Here is a 15713-nt window from a genome sequence, read left to right on the forward strand (position 1 = left end):
CCTTGGGAGGAACCTGCGGCGTTATTCACCGTTTCTCTGTCTTTTCCTGTTTTCATTCCTTTTTCCCGTTCACTGATCGTGAAAGTTTGTACTGGACACTGTCGGCCAAGGCCTGCCAACTGGCTTCAATGATGTTTGTAGAAACCCCGATCGTAGACCAGATCTCCTTCGCATCCCTGGACTCGATCTGGACACGCACCCGGGCCGCCGTTCCGTCGGATCCTTCGATCACCCTGGTCTTGAAATCCACCAGCCTCATCTCCCGGATCTCCGGGTAAAACTTGTGGAGGGCCTTCCGGAGGGCGTTGTCCAGGGCATTGACCGGTCCATCACCCTCGGCGGCCGTAATCTCCTGTTCATCTCCCACCGAGATCTTGATCGTGGCCTGGGATGCACTTGGGCCTTTGCCGTTCTTTTCGATCGTCACCCGGAAGGATTCAAGGCTGAAAGGTTCCTCTAACTGCCCGGTCGCCTTCTTTATTAAAAGCTCCAAGGACCCCTCGGCGGCCTCGAATTCATATCCCTGATCCTCCAGACGCTTTATCTCCTCAACGATTTTCCGGCTCGTGTATCCGTTCCCGCCCAGCTTGATGTCCATCTCCTGGGTCTTGTACTCGATGTTGCTCTTCCCGGAGAGATCCGATACCAGGACCCTGCGGCGGTTTCCCACCAACTCAGGTTCCATGTGTTCGTATGCCACTGGGTTTTTGAGGATGGCGCTCACGTGGACACCGCCCTTGTGGGCGAAGGCGCTTTTGCCTACAAAGGGCCGCTGATTGAAAGGAGGCACGTTGGCGATTTCGCTCACATAGCGGGAGAGTTCCGTAAGCTTCCTGAGGTTTTCAGTAGGCAGCACCTCATAGCCCATCTTGAACTGAAGGTTACCCACGACGGCGATCAGGTCCACATTTCCACACCGCTCCCCATAACCGTTGATGGTCCCCTGGACCATGGTGACACCGCTCTTAACAGCACTCAGGGAATTGGCCAAGGCCAGACCGCAATCGTCATGGGCGTGGATCCCCGTGGGGACATCCACCTCCGGCATGACTTCACTGATGATCTTCTCGATTTCGTCCGGCAGGCTCCCGCCGTTGGTATCGCAAAAAACGATCCGATCGGCCCCTCCCTCCGCTGCGGCCTTCACGGTCTCAAAGGCATAGGAGGGGTTTCTCTTGTACCCGTCGAAGAAATGTTCTGCGTCGTAAATAACCTCCCTCCCCTTTTCCTTTAAATAGGCCACCGTCTCCCGGATCATGGCGAGGTTTTCCTCCAGAGACACCCCGAGAATTTCGGTGGCGTGGATATCCCAGCTTTTGCCGAAGACCGTCACAGTCCCGACCCCGGTATCCAGGAGGGCCTGGATGCTGGGATCTTCTTCCGGTCTCAGGCTGGCGCGACGTGTACTCCCAAAGGCGGCAAGCCGTGTCCGATTAAAAGGGATCTGTCGGGCCATGTCAAAAAACCTGGCATCCTTCGGGTTGGAACCCGGCCAGCCTCCTTCTACATAGTGGATACCGAAATCATCCAACTTCCGGCACACCCTGATCTTGTCCTCGGCGGAAAAATTGATCTGCTCCCCCTGGGTACCGTCTCTGAGTGTCGTGTCGTATAGCAGGATTTGCCTTCCCATTTTCCATGCTCCCCCCGCAACCAAAAAAAAGATCCGTTATCAGGCGGGCCTGATAACGGATCTTGTGATGAACTGGTTTGAGCGTTAAGTCATTATCAGGCCCGGGGGTCTTGGAATTACCCCAAGCAGGAGAAGCAGCAGGGATACAAGTATCCCTACTGCGCTGATAATGACGATAATGTTATGGACCAGATTCATTTTTTCTTTTATTTTGCTGCCGAATTAAAATTAAAAAGCATTTTTAATCTATTTCAGATACAATGTCAAGAAATTTTTCGGCCTTTTGCTACTATCCCTCAAATCGTCCTTCCCTTACTGAAACTTGAATCAAACCGGCATCAAGTTCATTCAAGGATCTCGATGCCTTGGATCCGCCCCCCGCCGAATTCGTTCACGGCCTCTGCCGCCACTCCCAGACCGTACCGGAGATGATCGGTTCCGATGCCGGGGATGCCGAAGGCATAAAAAAGGACGTTTTCGGTTTCGCTCCGCACCCGGGTCTTCTCGTCCGCGCCCTGGCACAGGACACACACGATGGCCTTTTCATCCCTCAGGACTATTTCTCCTTCCTTTGTTTGAAACTCCCGTCCGCCCATTCCTTCAGAGACTTCCCCCTCCCCGGCCACATCCAGGGTCAAACGCCCCTCGAAACGATCAAGATCCGTCACGGCCACCAGGATACCCGCGCACATTTCCGCCATTATATGGGCGTCCACGAAGAGGTCATAGCGAGGGAAGCCACTGTGAATAGTCCGCTTCAGGTGCTTCGGCAAAGGGCATTCATATCCGAATCCTCGGAAGAACCGATCATAGGCCTCGATCCGCTCCGTGATCCGTGCCAGGGTCTCCCTTTTCCTCATTCTTCGGAGAAGTCTCCTTTTGTAAGCGTCGAATCCCGGGGGATTGGGGTGATTTCGGCATCCACGGATCATGGACCACCCGAAAGGTACTCCAGGATACCGCTTCCTGTAAGCCTCCGAAACGCTCAGATGGAGTTTGGTCATGGTTCACCCTCTCCTTCTCCGCCCGGGGCGTCCCTTCTGGACAAGCTGTGAACACGAGGGTTCCCGCTCGGATTGAATGATCTTAAAAGAAGCTCATATCAACCCCTCCGGCCCCTGTCAATTCCCCCTTTTCAGGCCGATCAATATAATCCTTATTCATAATCTTTCCTCCTTGAACATTTCCCTCGAATATGCTTCACTCGCACATGAAAGTCCTTGAAGGGAATCCGCCTCCCGGGACCTTACGCGATCGGTTCCGGTACACTTTCCCTGAGCCAGAAATGAAAGCGGAGGTTGTTGACGACGTGGGACCCGAGGAAAAAATCACATTTGAAGAAAATCGGCTGATGGTCCCGAACCATCCCGTCATTCCTTATATTGAAGGAGACGGCATAGGACCCGATATCTGGAAGGCGGCGGCCCGTGTACTGGACCGGGCCGTTGAACTCTGCTGGGAAGGGACCCGGAGGCTCGTCTGGAAAGAGGTCCTGGCCGGGGAAAAGGCCCACCGGGAAACCGGGAGATGGCTGCCCCAGGAGACCATCGAGGCCTTCAGGGAATACAGGGTCGGGATCAAAGGCCCCCTTACCACGCCTGTCGGAGAAGGCATCCGCAGCCTCAACGTCGCCTTGAGGCACAAGCTGGATCTCTATGCCTGCATAAGGCCGGTCCGTTATTTCCGGGGGGTGCCAAGCCCTGTCAAAGAACCCGGGAAAGTCGACATGGTCGTTTTCCGGGAAAACACGGAAGATGTCTATGCAGGCATGGAACTGGAGGCCGGGCGGGAAGAAACCCGGAATCTTATGGACTACTTTTCCCGAGAACTCGGCTGGCGCATCCGGCCCGATTCGGGCATAGGGATCAAACCCATAAGTAAGACGGGCAGCCGCCGTCTTATCAAGGCTGCCCTTGATTACGCCTTGGCCAAGGGGAGACGGAGCATCACCCTTGTTCATAAGGGAAACATCCAAAAATTCACCGAAGGGGCCTTCAGAAACTGGGGATATGAACTCGCCCGGGAACTTTACCCGGATAAGACCGCTTCCTGGGAAGAAGCGAAGGGGGGCTCTTCAGGGGGAAAGGTCCTTATCAAAGACACCATCGCGGACATCTTCTTTCAGCAGGCCCTGACCCGGCCGGAAGATTTCGATATCATCGCCACCACCAATCTGAATGGGGACTATATCTCCGACGCCCTGGCCGCCCAAGTGGGAGGGGTCGGAATGGCCCCCGGCGCCAATATCAATTACGAAACCGGCTATGCCATCTTCGAGGCCACACACGGTACGGCCCCTAAATATGCCGGCCTTGACAAGGTGAACCCTTCTTCCTTGATCCTGAGCGGGGCCATGATGCTCGACCATCTGGGCTGGTCCGAAGCGGCGCGGCGGATCGAGATGGGCCTGGAGAAAACCTTTTCATCACGCAAGGTCACTTACGATCTTGCCAGGCTCATGGACGGGGCTGAAGAGGTATCCTGCTCGGGATTCGCCGATCTGGTCTGCGAAAATATGGTCTAGGGCAAGGCTTTGTCCGCCCTGGTAAAAGAACCGGAAACATTGATCCACATTGGAATAAAATCCACCACAATTTTCTCCTTGACGAGGGGGGAGAAATTTGTATAGTTAAATGTATGCCGCTTGTATACAAAAAATATAATACCATTCCATTTCAACACATAAAGCCCATTCCATGAAAATAACCGTCCCTTCAAAAATGGATGAGATGTCCTTGACCGAGCGCGTGTATCGGGATCTTCGAAACGCCATCATCACCGGTCAAATTCCCGGCGGAACCAGGATGATCGAGGCCGCGTTGGCCGATCAGATGGGGGTAAGCAGAACCCCCGTCAGGGAGGCCTTGAAAAGATTCGCCCAGGAGGGTCTTGTCTATTCCATTCCTCGGGCCGGATACGTGGTCGAGGACTTGTCTGACGAAGATGTCGAGGATCTCTTCGCCGTCCGCACGGCCATTGAACAGATCGTGGCCCGATGGGCTCTGCCTAAGATTACAGATGAAGAAATCTCCCTTCTCAAAAAAAACCTGGATGAAACGGACGAGGTGCTCCGAAGCGGCCGGACTGAAAAGATGATTGACCTGGATATCGAATTTCACCACATCATTTACAAGGCATGCCGGAGCAAACGGCTTTACTTGATCAGCAAAAATCTGGGAGACCACACCCTGAAATTCCGTATCGCATGCATCCATATTCCTGAAATCGCCGAGCGTGCCAGGGATGATCATAAAAAAATTTATCAGGCGATAGCGGCAAGAGATCCCGTAGAAACGGAAAAGGCCATCTCCGCCCACCTCATGGTGGTCAAGGAGGATATCCTCAGCTTTTTGAAACGTTCCAGGGAAAAACAGTTCATCAGACAGGGCCTTGATTGATCGTCTTGGGGGAAGTCGAAATCCGGATGGCCGAAGAACAGTTTCGGTTCAGGGCACCGCGGGCCTCTCAGGGAACGCGGCCCATTACCGGGACTTTTCGCAAGGTCTTCCTCTTTCGTCCTCTTAACACACCTCTTAACACACCTACAAAAGGAGGGGCATTATGAAAAAATTTCTTATGTTGGGGTTTGTCGTGATCGGTCTGTTGATCCTGTCAGCTTCACCATTACTCGCAGGAAAAGTTTCCAAAGGCATCCATGTCGGGAATGCCGGGGCCTTCACCGGGGACGCGGCTGCACCCTGTATGGAAATCTTCAATTCCGCCCAGATCGCCGTAGATGAGTGGAATGCAAAGGGGGGCATCCAAGGTGTGAAGATCAAGCACATTATGGGTGATGACGCCATGGATCCAGCCCAAGGTGTCAACGTGGCCCAGAAATTCGTCGCCGATAAGCTGATGTACGGCGTTATCGGTCCCCCCATGAGCCACATCGCCCAGGCCACCATGAAGATTTACGGCGCCGCAAACCTCGCATGCATTACCACCGCCGCCTCCAAACCGTCCCTCACCGAACAGGGGTACAAGCACTTTTTCCGTGTCAACGCCAGGAACGATGCCCATGGCTGGAACTGTGCCCTTTTTATCAAGAGACACCTAAAGGCCAAAAAGGTGGCCATTCTCAACGAAAAGGTGGCCTATTGCGAAAACCTGGCCACTGAAACCATCCGGGGGCTCAAAAAGTTGGGAATCACCGATATCTTCCAGGACACCATCGTGGCCGGGGCCAAAGACTTTTCTCCCGTCCTTACCAAGGTCAAGGCCTATAATCCCGATGTCCTTTTCTTCGTGGCCACTACGGCTCCGGACCAGGCCATCGGCGTGCGGCAGGCGAGAGAACTGGGCATCAAGGCCGTGTTTTTCGGAACAGAAGGTGCCAGGGACAAAAACGACTTCATCGCCGCAGCCGAGGGTGCGGCCGAGGGAGCCTATGTGTATCATTTCGCCCCGGATATCTACAGCATTCCCGAGGCAGCCGGCTATGTGAAGAAGTACGAGTCGAAGTACGGAACCCTCAGCGGATTCGGTCCTCCCGCCTATGAGGCCATGAACATCCTTCTCACCGCAATCGACAAGGCGGCCAAGGACGGCGATATCACCCGAAAAGAAGTCGTAAAATACCTCCATGAAACCAAGGGGTACAAAGGCATTTTAGGGTTCCCGGTGACCTTCGACGAGAAAGGCGACCTTGAGGGTGGCGCGACTTACTTCTTCCGCGTGGAAGGGAAAGATTTCAAGCAGGTTACCGTCATGACCGGAAAGTAATCCGGTCTTCCGGGAGGTCCTGACCCCGGAGGGAGATTAACTCGTGTCCATCCATAAATAGGCAATTTTATTCAAGGTCAAGGAAGGCGAAGATTTTAACCACAGGAATACATTGAAGTATTTCGAGGATTAAAATCTGAGCCTGACCTGTCTGCCGTGCCTGCCTGCCCCTTGGAATGGCAGATAGGCCCGGCACAGGCAGGCGCAGAGATTGGAGAAAATCTGTAAGTGGTCGGGGAGGAGGTTCCCCGGCCACATTTTCCCGGCCCTTACTCAACTTCACGGTGAGCAAGAAATATGGACTTTTACCTCCAACTCCAGCAACTTCCCCAGCAACTGGTAAACGGCCTGACCTTGGGGGGAGTTTACGCCCTGATCGCCATTGGATACACCATGGTCTACGGCATCCTTTTCATGCTGAACTTCGCCCACGGTGAAGTTTACATGATCGGGGGGTTCGCCGGGTGGTGGGTGCTTCATCTACTTACACGGAACAATGTCCCCATAATGCATGCCGCCTTGGTGATCTCCCTCATGATCGTCATCGCCATGGGAGTGACGGGTCTCCTGGGAATCACCATAGAAAGATTCGCCTATCGACCCCTCAGGAAGGCCCCCAGGATGAATCTCCTGTTGAGTGCCCTCGGGGTATCCATCTTCCTGCAAAACCTCGTGCTCACTTACCAGGGGGCCAAGGTACGGTTCTTCCATGTCACTTCACTTATCCCTGAGGGGCTGCGCGTTTTCCAAGTGGGAAACGTCGTCCTTTCCTTCATGAAGATCCTGGTCCTCTCCGTTACTTTCCTTCTCATGGGACTCCTGACCTTTCTGGTCAAGAAAACCAAGGTCGGCAAGGCGATGAGGGCCACGGCCCAGGATATCGAGGCCGCCACATTCATGGGCATAGACGTGGATCGCATCATTGTGCTCGTTTTCCTCATCGGCTCAGCCCTGGGTGGGGCCGCCGGGACCCTTGTGGGGCTTCTCTTCACCCAGGTGGACTACTACGTGGGATTCCAGGCGGGCCTCAAGGGATTCACGGCCGCTGTGCTCGGGGGTATCGGAAACATTGCCGGGGCCATGTTGGGCGGCATTATCCTCGGCCTTCTCGAATCCCTCGCCACCACCTTCTTTCCCTCGGCTTACAAGGACGTGGTTGCCTTCGTTATCCTTATACTCGTTCTCATCTTCAGGCCTTCGGGTCTGCTCGGGGAAAAGATACCGGAAAAAGTCTGATGGAAACATATACGCAGGAAAACCCATTGAAACTGAAGTCCAGAGTCGCCCTCTGGGGAGGGCTGTTGTTGCTGCTCGCACTCTCCCCCCATATTATGCCCAACAATTACTGGCTTCGAATTCAAACCATGGCCGGTCTCTACGTCATGCTCGCTCTCGGATTGAACGTGGTGGCCGGATTCGCGGGTCTCCTGGACCTTGCCTATGTCGCCTTCTTTGGTATCGGGGCCTATATCTTTGCCTTCCTCTCGTCCGAGCAGTTCGGCATCCACCTACCCTTTCTTCTGGTTCTGCCGATATGCGCCTTCGCCACCATGGGGTTCGGTTTCGCCCTGGGCTCGACAAGCATGCGCCTGAAGGGGGACTACCTGGCCATCGTGACCCTGGCCTTTTCCCAAATCTTCAAGCTGCTCCTGTTGAACCTCGACCGCCCCATTAACATCACGGGTGGGGTAAACGGCATCTTCAACTTCGATCCTATCAGGATCCTGGGGTTTCAGCTCGTCTCTCCCCTTGCTTACTCCTATCTCATCTGGCTCTCCGCCATCCTTGTCCTCCTGGGATGCTACCGAATCAAAAATTCCCGTTACGGCAGGGGGTGGGAGGCCATCCGCGAAGACGAACTGGCCGCGGAGGCCATGGGGGTGAATACCTCCTGGATGAAACTCAAGGCCTTTGCCGGCGGAGCCTTCATCGCCGGGGCCAGCGGGGCGCTTTTCGCCTCCTTTCAGGACTCCGTTTTTCCCAATAACTTCGACTTCCCACAGCTCGTCATCATCTACTGCATGGTCATCCTTGGAGGCCTTGGGAACATCATCGGCGTAGTCCTCGGGGCCGTTCTTCTGGCCATTCTTCCCGAGTTTCTCCGTCAATACGGGGCATACCGGATGATGTCCTTCGGTCTCATTCTCATTGTTCTCATGGCCCTCCGCCCCCAGGGCATCCTGGGATCCATCGGGTTCCTGGTGCGGGGCATGAAACGCCCGGACAAGGACGAATCCGGGGTCCTCCGGGCCTCCACCGATCTATATTACAGGAGCCGCGAGCATCCGGTGGAGCGCGGGGAGGAATGCTATACAAAGGGCGAGAGGGTCCTCCTTGAGTTACGTAATGTGACCCAGGACTTTGGAGGTCTCCGGGCCGTGAACGACCTGAGCTTCAAGCTTCACGAGAGGGAAATCCTGAGCATCATCGGTCCTAACGGGGCGGGGAAAAGCACGGTATTCAACATCATTTCGGGAATCTACCCCCCGACGACCGGGATGGTGATGTTCGAGGGAAAGGACATCACAGGTCTCAAGCCCCACCAGATCGTCAAGACGGGAATAGCCCGAACCTTTCAGAATCTCCGCCTGTTCGGCAACATGAGCGTCCTTGACAACGCCAAGGTCGGTCAGTTCTGCAGAACACGTTCAGGTCCCTTATCGATCCTCCTTCACCTGCCCCGCTTCCGGAGGGAAGAAGAAGAAACGGAAAAGAAAGTAAAGGAAATCCTCGAGCTTTTCGGAGCCAGGCTTACGGGTTATCGTTTCGATCAGCAGGCCCTTTACCTCTCTTACGCCAACCGCAGGCGCCTTGAAATCGCAAGGGCCCTGGCAACCAACGCGAAAGTGCTCATGCTGGACGAGCCCTCGGCAGGGATGAACCCCCAGGAAACGGAAGAGATCACCCTGTTCATCAAGAAGCTGCGGGACACATACGGCTACACCATTCTTCTTATCGAGCACAAACTGAATGTGGTACAGGCCATTTCAGACACCGTCATCGCACTTGATTACGGGAGAAAGATCGCGGAGGGGACTTACGACGAGGTGGCCAACAACGAACAGGTCATCGAGGCCTATCTTGGAAGGAAAAGAGGGTAGAGCCATGGAGCAGGCGCCTGTCCTGGAACTGGAACACGTTGATACATTTTATGGAAGCATCCAGGTGTTGTACGATATCAACATCCGCATTCATGAAGGAGAACTGGTCTGTCTCCTGGGTGGAAACGCTTCCGGAAAATCCACCACCCTTAAGACCATCCTGGGAATCTGTAAGATCAAAAGGGGCACCGTGCGGCTCATGGGAGAGAGGATCGACGGCAAACCCACCAAGCATATTATAGCCCGCGGGGTAGCAATCGTTCCCGAAAACCGCCGGATATTCCCCCGCCTCACGGTGCTCGAAAACATGGAAATGGGGGCTTACCTGAGAAAGGATCCGGAGGGCGTCAAGAAAGACATAGAGCGAATGCTAGACCTTTTCCCCCGCCTCGGGGAGCGCCTCCACAGGCCCGGGATGACCTTGAGCGGCGGAGAACAGCAGATGCTCGCCATGGCCCGCGCACTTCTTTCGAACCCGAAGGTGCTCCTCATGGATGAACCTTCCATGGGACTTGCCCCCATCCTCGTGGACCAACAATTCGAGCTGATCAAGGAAGTCAACCGGAGGGGAACCACGATTTTCGTGGTGGAACAAAACGCCAACATGGCCCTTTCCATAGCGGACCGCGGCTATGTGCTCCAGACCGGCGCCATACTCCTGACCGACACGGCGGAAAAACTACTCGCAAACGACATGATGAAACGGGCCTACCTGGCTACGGGCGGATAAGCCGGGCCAAGCTGCATCAGGATTGAAACCTCCTTCCTTCTACTGCTTTTCACCGCTTCGAAAAGACTGTTTCGGGTGGAGAAGAAAATGAACCTCAAAACGCAACCTGTTGATCGTATCTCCTTCATCCTGGGGATGATTACGGCCTTTGCCGAATGCCTGGCCAATGAATCAAAAAGGATGGCCCTCTCCCCTCCCTTTTACTCCAGTGACTACAGTTCGGTTCTGCCAGAGGCCGAACGAATCGCCCGGGAACAGGGGATTCATCTCTGGTACGAGGAAAATCCGGATCTACCCCCGGCAAACAGGCTTCACTGGTTTGTGATGTACAAATTCCCTGAAGTCCTGGAAGAATACAAAAAATTGAGAAACAAAGGGTTCAACCCCATCCGGCACTTCTCAGAGTTCGGTGCTCTACTGAGTTACGGAACGGCCTGGGGAAAAGGGGCCGACGGTGTACTTCCGATGATGAGAGAGGTCCGCCCCACAGAAGATACCGTTGGAAGGATTCTTCTCGGAGAAGGAGTCTGGCCCCCTATACGGGACAAGGAGTGATATTTACCACCACGCGGACTCCGGTTGCCGCCCCGCGGGTTCCTTGTTTTCGTCGGGGTCCCGAAGGGCAAGGATGCCACGGGGTTTCCAGTCAGGGTCATCGCCGTCATTCCCTAGGATCAACAACAAGGACCGGGCCCAAAGGCCCGGTCCTTGTTTGGATATAACCGCACGAATATTTCCGGCTGGTAATGCTATTTCGGGACCCCGTCATCATCCCAGCCCCTGAGTCGATAATACTCCTTGACCATCTTCTCAATGGGAACCACATTTCCCTTTGAAGGGCCTTCCCGCAAAGGTTCCCGTGTAAACCGCCCCGGCAGGGTATCCTGACTCGCATCCACCCCGAAATCTATATTTAGGCGCCGCTCGGCATCTATGACGCCCCGCAGCGCCTCGTTCACCTTGCCCTCCGTAAACTTGAGACCCGTGCCGGTCCGAAGCAGCCCGGCGGCAAACTCGAAATCCAGGATGTCCATACTCAGACCCACATTCTTGCACATGGTCAGGCAATCGGTGAGCAGGGCCTGCCGTTCGGTATACTCCACCAGAACGGCCTTTCCATTGTCGGATAGACGGTCCGCCGCATCCCGGGTGCCGAATCGCCTCTCGGATTCCTCGTAGCGTTCCGTCAATTCGAAGAAAGGTTCAGCACGCAGATGATCCGCCCCCCTGGAGGCGATGGCGTAAGTGAGCCCGAAGGCCTTCAGGCCCCGGGGATCTCCGCAGATCATGTCCAGGCCCTTTACGTGGAAAGCGTATTCCTCCGTCCCCTTCCCGTAATGCCGGGCCAGATGCCGAGTTCCCTCCGCGAATAAATCGCCGATTCCCTGCCGGTAAACGATCATATGGAGAAGTTTCTCGATGGTCTCCCTGTTTCCCCAGGTAAAATCGAGCCCTTCAAAATCATCCCTGCCCAAAAGCCCCCTTTGCACGCATTCCATGGCCCAGCCGATTGTTTCCCCGGAACTCAGGGAATCCACCCCCATGCGGTTGAGGAAGGCGTTCATTTTCAGGGCGAAGCGGAGATCATCGTTCCCGATCCGGCTGCTGTAACTGCAAAGGGTCTCGAATTCCGGACCCTCGGACTCTCCATCTTCCGTAATATAATACCGTGAGCAATGGATGTTGCAATTATAACAGGCCTTGTTCTTGACTTTATAGATCTCCGCCAGCCTCTCACCGCTCACCTGATCTACATAAGGGGCCAACCCTTCCTGGAAATGATTGGTGGGGAGGATCCCGATTCCGTGCAAGGCCTTCATCAGGAGCGTGGACCCCAGGGCCTTGCGCCGTTCATACTCAGGGTGATCCATAATCCTCCGATCCAGCTCTCGGCACAGGTCCATGAATCCCAGGGGATCCGATACGCTTAGACGTCCCTTTCCCCGCACGGCCACGGCCTTGAGTTTTTTCGAACCGAAAAGGCAACCCATCCCGCTCCGCCCGAACATCCGGGAGTTGTTGCAGGCCACCGTGGCATACCTGACCAGGTTCTCGCCCGCGGGACCGATGGCCGCCACCTGTATGGCATTGTCACTACATTCCTTCCGGATGGCTGATGTGGTCTCCCAGATATCCTTTCCCCACAGGTGGGAGGCGTCCCGGACCTCCACGAAGTCATCGGCGATGAAGAGATAGCATGGCTTTTCCGCTCTCCCGGTGATGATAATCTGATCATAGCCAGCCTGTTTGAGCTCAGGACCGAAAAAACCGCCTGCCGCGGAATCCCCGAGAATCCCGGTCATGGGAGATTTGCCCGAAATAGTGGTGTAGGCCGACGTGGAAAGAAGCGTACCGGTTAAGGGTCCCACTCCGATAAGAAGCATGTTTTCTTCTGAGAGGGGATCCGCATCCCTCTTCAGCTCATCGTAAAGGCGCCAGGAGTTCAGGCCCCGCCCCCCGATGGCCCTCATCACATAAGCGGGATCCGTTTTTTCCCTCTTTGTTCCGCCCGTGGTCAAGTCGACCCGAAGCACGTATCCGCCGTATCCGTGAAGCATTCAACCCCTCCTTTGCTTGAGCCATTGTTCCCTGAGTCCCTCAACGGATTCAAGGGCGAAGTCCAGTCGCTTTTCTTCCGGGGTCTTACCCCGGGCCCTCTTCTTGAAGATTTCGAGGCTGACCTTTCCAGCCCCTTCAGGTTCAAAGGAAAGGGCCCCCATGGTACAAGCCTTCACACAGCGGGGATCACCGCCGCAAAGATCGCAAACCACCGGGACCTCCTCGAAAAGCTCAATCGCCCCGATGGGACAGAGTTTCTCGCAGGTGCCACATCCCGTGCATAGTGTGGTTGAGAGGACCACCTGACCGTACCGACCGAACTGGATGGCCGATTCCGGGCACTTTGCACAGTAACGTTCCTTGCAGAGTCTGCAGTTGACGGGGAAATCGATCCCGGACTCCTCCACCTTCACCACCTTGATTCGGGCCCCGCTCCTTCCAACCTTCCCAGAATGATAAAAGGAGCAGTGGACTTCACAACGGCGGCAACCCGAACACTTTGAAACATCCACGATGATCATTCTTCCTCTATCCTTTCTATGCGGTACTGAACCCGCCCATCGGGATCAGGGCAAGAGAATCGAACCCCTGAAAGGCTGGTCCATTCCCCCTTCCTGGGTTCGGTTCGCTGGAGGATGGGTAGGATGGGCATCATGCTCTGAAGGGCCCACATACATATGAATTTGCCCTCAGGGATCATGATCTTCCCCCGCTCCTCCAGAATAAAGCTATCACCGACCAACATGGGAAGGGAGCAATAACCATCTATCCTTTCCACCGTAATCTTCAATTTATACACGAAATTCCTCCTCTCTTTTGAGGAAATTATGAGGCCTGGGCCCAAAAGCTGGATCACCGCCTGCCCGTCCGGCAATGGCCTTCAGACGCCGAAGGCCTCCCGCTTCGATCAGGGGATTATGGGCGGCAACCCATGATCTTACCAAGGATCTCCTTAATCCTCTTCTGGATGCCCAACCCCTTGCAAATGGGTGGTTTTCCGGACTGTAACTATCAAAAGGCCGCCCTCCAGTCAAACTTGCTCTACCCGGTTGCTTTCTCACTATACACGAAAATACAGATTTATATATGAAAAAAACCATTCATATATAAATATTTTTGTTGGCATTTCCCGCCAGGCTCTGCTAGGATGGCCGTTAAAGTTTCATTAAATGCCGTGTTCACCCTGACGGGCGATCGTCGACAAGTTCAAGTAAGGGAACAAAGTATGGAAGGCTTGGGCTCCAAGATCAGAGAGGAACGAAAGGCCCTGGGACTCACCCTTGAACAATTCGCCGAACTCCTGGGGACGAGCACCTCCATGTTGCAGCGGGTGGAAACCGGTGTGAGGTCCCCCTCGGTCGATCTTTTGGTCGAGATCGCCAACGTCTGCCGGAAACCGATCGACGAATTCCTCAACAATAAGCCCATCGGGTTTCGGAAATTCGACCCTTCAAACCAGAAAACGATCCACATCAGCGGTTGCGATATCACCATTCTATGCCCTTACGGCCTTATCTCAAAGGACATAGTTGTCAGCCATTTCCGGGGAAAGAAGGGGGCTGAAATCGAACCCCAGCGGCATGACGGGTATTGCTGGGTGTATATCCTTAAAGGAAGTTGCACCTTCGAACACGACGGGGTTCAACATGAATTAAAAAAAGGGGACTCCATTTTCTACGATGCGGCCAAACCCCAACACCTCAAGGTCAAATCGACCCTGGAGTCCATCCGGATCACCATCAGAAGGTAACCCTGAAAGTATGGGAAGCGGGCCCCTGAAACGGATCCACAGGGGCGCCCTGCGAGGCTGAAATGTCAACCGGGAATCCAGCCCGATCTCCGAGGTGAAGATAAAGAGAAAGGGGGTGAGGGAAATACATCGGGCTTTTGAATACGGATTTCCAAAGTAACTCATCACCTATCAGAAGGAGGGCGGATCATGAAACAGAGGAAAATCTTTACCCTGGCATGCATCATCACATTTCTTTTGACGGGCATTATGTTGAGCATCCCGGGTGGTGCGGCCCACGCAAAAAAGATCGAACTTTCACTGGCCAACGAAGCACCGCCGTTTTTCGTCTACACCATCATCTCCAAAAAATTCAAGGAGATGCTGGAACAGAAGATCGGGGACAAGGTCACCGTAAAAATCTACCACTCGGGACAATTGGGTGGAGAAAAGGACACCATTGAAGGCGAGATGATCGGAACCGTGGACATGGCCATTGTTCAAAGCTCACTCTTAGCCCTCTGGGAAGAACAGATGGTCTACATTGACATCCCCTTTCTGTACCGGGACGTAGACCATGCCATCAAGGTGATGAACGGACCGATCGGGCAATCCATCAACCGGAAGATGGAAAAACACGGTGTAAAAATCCTCGCATGCATGAATCTGGGTTTTCGCGGCATCTACAATAGAAAAAAACCCATCTATAAACCAGAAGACGTGGCGGGAATGAAGTACCGCGTGATCCAAAACCCCCTTTACGTAGACCTCATCAATTCCTGGGGAGCAAAGGCGGTCCCCATGAATTTCGGGGAGGTCTATACGGCCCTCCAGCAGGGAGTCCTGGATGCGGCGGGACTGGAGCCGTACTCCTATGAGATCATGAAGCACTATGAACCGGCCCCCTATTTCTCCATAACCAACCACATCTATCAGGCCTTCCTGCTCACCATGTCGAAGAAAAAATTCGACTCCCTCCCCGCCGATGTTCAGGAGGCCATCCTGAGTACAGCGAAGGCCCTTGTCCCCACGGCCGTTCAGATCACCAAGGACATCGATTATCGGGTCATCGGCAAACTTGTCAGGGAAAACAAGGTCCTTTTCAACGTGGCCGATATCGAGGCCTTCAGGAAGGCCTCCAGGGCGGTGAGTGAAAAGTACTCCGCCAAGGTGGGAAAAGATATCATCGACGCCATCAAGGCAGTGAAATAAATCAAAATGCCGGGCAGCCCGGCCGCT

General features: G+C 54.4%; 14 protein-coding genes. 9 read left to right on the forward strand and 5 right to left on the reverse strand.

The features are described 5' to 3' along the window. Nucleotides 1-52 precede the first annotated feature (52 nt). Both JRF57_09335 and JRF57_09340 read right to left on the reverse strand, forming a co-directional pair. Nucleotides 53-1633, reverse strand: coding sequence for a citramalate synthase (locus tag JRF57_09335; GenBank protein MBW2303901.1), 1581 nt, complete (start codon nucleotides 1631-1633; stop codon nucleotides 53-55). A 344-nt stretch (nucleotides 1634-1977) separates the two neighbouring features. Then, nucleotides 1978-2637 (reverse strand): hypothetical protein, encoded by a 660-nt coding sequence (locus JRF57_09340; GenBank protein MBW2303902.1) that lies wholly within the window; start codon nucleotides 2635-2637, stop codon nucleotides 1978-1980. 281 nt (nucleotides 2638-2918) lie between these two features. Between JRF57_09340 and icd the strand changes: the two genes are divergently transcribed. The 7 genes from icd to JRF57_09375 all read left to right on the forward strand — a co-directional run bounded on the left by icd (nucleotide 2919) and on the right by JRF57_09375 (nucleotide 10741). Then, on the forward strand, nucleotides 2919-4157 hold the full coding sequence (gene icd, locus JRF57_09345; protein MBW2303903.1) for an NADP-dependent isocitrate dehydrogenase: 1239 nt from the start codon (nucleotides 2919-2921) through the stop codon (nucleotides 4155-4157). A 172-nt stretch (nucleotides 4158-4329) separates the two neighbouring features. Further along, on the forward strand, nucleotides 4330-5031 hold the full coding sequence (locus JRF57_09350) for a GntR family transcriptional regulator (protein ID MBW2303904.1): 702 nt from the start codon (nucleotides 4330-4332) through the stop codon (nucleotides 5029-5031). A 163-nt stretch (nucleotides 5032-5194) separates the two neighbouring features. Next, entirely contained in the window at nucleotides 5195-6355 is a 1161-nt protein-coding gene (locus JRF57_09355) for a branched-chain amino acid ABC transporter substrate-binding protein (protein MBW2303905.1), read from the forward strand. Between the two features lie 297 nt (nucleotides 6356-6652). Beyond that, nucleotides 6653-7591 carry a branched-chain amino acid ABC transporter permease gene (locus JRF57_09360; GenBank protein MBW2303906.1) on the forward strand — a complete coding sequence of 313 codons (939 nt, stop codon included), beginning with the start codon at nucleotides 6653-6655 and terminating at the stop codon, nucleotides 7589-7591. Further along, nucleotides 7591-9456 carry a branched-chain amino acid ABC transporter ATP-binding protein/permease gene (locus tag JRF57_09365; protein MBW2303907.1) on the forward strand — a complete coding sequence of 622 codons (1866 nt, stop codon included), beginning with the start codon at nucleotides 7591-7593 and terminating at the stop codon, nucleotides 9454-9456. The genes JRF57_09360 and JRF57_09365 overlap by 1 nt, the downstream gene beginning before the upstream one ends. 4 nt (nucleotides 9457-9460) lie before the next feature. Beyond that, on the forward strand, nucleotides 9461-10186 hold the full coding sequence (locus JRF57_09370; GenBank protein ID MBW2303908.1) for an ABC transporter ATP-binding protein: 726 nt from the start codon (nucleotides 9461-9463) through the stop codon (nucleotides 10184-10186). An 87-nt stretch (nucleotides 10187-10273) separates the two neighbouring features. After that, on the forward strand, nucleotides 10274-10741 hold the full coding sequence (locus tag JRF57_09375; protein MBW2303909.1) for a hypothetical protein: 468 nt from the start codon (nucleotides 10274-10276) through the stop codon (nucleotides 10739-10741). Nucleotides 10742-10935: 194 nt separating this feature from the next. Here the strand turns inward: JRF57_09375 and JRF57_09380 are convergent, their stop codons facing one another. From JRF57_09380 to JRF57_09390, 3 genes are read right to left on the reverse strand one after another with little or no spacing between them, the layout of a single operon-like run. Then, nucleotides 10936-12744, reverse strand: a complete 1809-nt coding sequence (locus JRF57_09380; GenBank protein ID MBW2303910.1) for an aldehyde ferredoxin oxidoreductase family protein — start codon at nucleotides 12742-12744, stop codon at nucleotides 10936-10938. Continuing rightward, nucleotides 12745-13266 (reverse strand): 4Fe-4S dicluster domain-containing protein, encoded by a 522-nt coding sequence (locus JRF57_09385; protein MBW2303911.1) that lies wholly within the window; start codon nucleotides 13264-13266, stop codon nucleotides 12745-12747. It abuts the gene before it with no gap. Next, on the reverse strand, nucleotides 13263-13544 hold the full coding sequence (locus JRF57_09390) for a TIGR04076 family protein (protein ID MBW2303912.1): 282 nt from the start codon (nucleotides 13542-13544) through the stop codon (nucleotides 13263-13265). The genes JRF57_09385 and JRF57_09390 overlap by 4 nt, the downstream gene beginning before the upstream one ends. Nucleotides 13545-13970: 426 nt before the next feature. On the opposite strand from JRF57_09390, the gene JRF57_09395 reads away from it, so the two are divergent. Together JRF57_09395 and JRF57_09400 are read left to right on the forward strand one after the other, a co-directional pair. Beyond that, entirely contained in the window at nucleotides 13971-14495 is a 525-nt protein-coding gene (locus JRF57_09395) for a helix-turn-helix transcriptional regulator (protein ID MBW2303913.1), read from the forward strand. A gap of 189 nt (nucleotides 14496-14684) precedes the next feature. After that, nucleotides 14685-15686: a TRAP transporter substrate-binding protein gene (locus JRF57_09400; protein ID MBW2303914.1), complete on the forward strand. Its 1002-nt coding sequence runs from the start codon at nucleotides 14685-14687 to the stop codon at nucleotides 15684-15686. The last annotated feature ends 27 nt before the right edge of the window (nucleotides 15687-15713 follow it).

The sequence above is a fragment of the Deltaproteobacteria bacterium genome (assembly GCA_019310525.1).
GTDB lineage: Bacteria > Desulfobacterota > DSM-4660 > Desulfatiglandales > HGW-15 > JAFDEE01.

Coding starts and splice junctions, on each gene's coding strand:
- JRF57_09335 (MBW2303901.1), bottom strand. CDS start 1,633: ATGGGAAGGCAAATCCTGCTATACGACACGACACTCAGAGACGGTACC.
- JRF57_09340 (MBW2303902.1), bottom strand. CDS start 2,637: ATGACCAAACTCCATCTGAGCGTTTCGGAGGCTTACAGGAAGCGGTAT.
- icd (MBW2303903.1), top strand. CDS start 2,919: ATGAAAGCGGAGGTTGTTGACGACGTGGGACCCGAGGAAAAAATCACA.
- JRF57_09350 (MBW2303904.1), top strand. CDS start 4,330: ATGAAAATAACCGTCCCTTCAAAAATGGATGAGATGTCCTTGACCGAG.
- JRF57_09355 (MBW2303905.1), top strand. CDS start 5,195: ATGAAAAAATTTCTTATGTTGGGGTTTGTCGTGATCGGTCTGTTGATC.
- JRF57_09360 (MBW2303906.1), top strand. CDS start 6,653: ATGGACTTTTACCTCCAACTCCAGCAACTTCCCCAGCAACTGGTAAAC.
- JRF57_09365 (MBW2303907.1), top strand. CDS start 7,591: ATGGAAACATATACGCAGGAAAACCCATTGAAACTGAAGTCCAGAGTC.
- JRF57_09370 (MBW2303908.1), top strand. CDS start 9,461: ATGGAGCAGGCGCCTGTCCTGGAACTGGAACACGTTGATACATTTTAT.
- JRF57_09375 (MBW2303909.1), top strand. CDS start 10,274: ATGAACCTCAAAACGCAACCTGTTGATCGTATCTCCTTCATCCTGGGG.
- JRF57_09380 (MBW2303910.1), bottom strand. CDS start 12,744: ATGCTTCACGGATACGGCGGATACGTGCTTCGGGTCGACTTGACCACG.
- JRF57_09385 (MBW2303911.1), bottom strand. CDS start 13,266: ATGATCATCGTGGATGTTTCAAAGTGTTCGGGTTGCCGCCGTTGTGAA.
- JRF57_09395 (MBW2303913.1), top strand. CDS start 13,971: ATGGAAGGCTTGGGCTCCAAGATCAGAGAGGAACGAAAGGCCCTGGGA.
- JRF57_09400 (MBW2303914.1), top strand. CDS start 14,685: ATGAAACAGAGGAAAATCTTTACCCTGGCATGCATCATCACATTTCTT.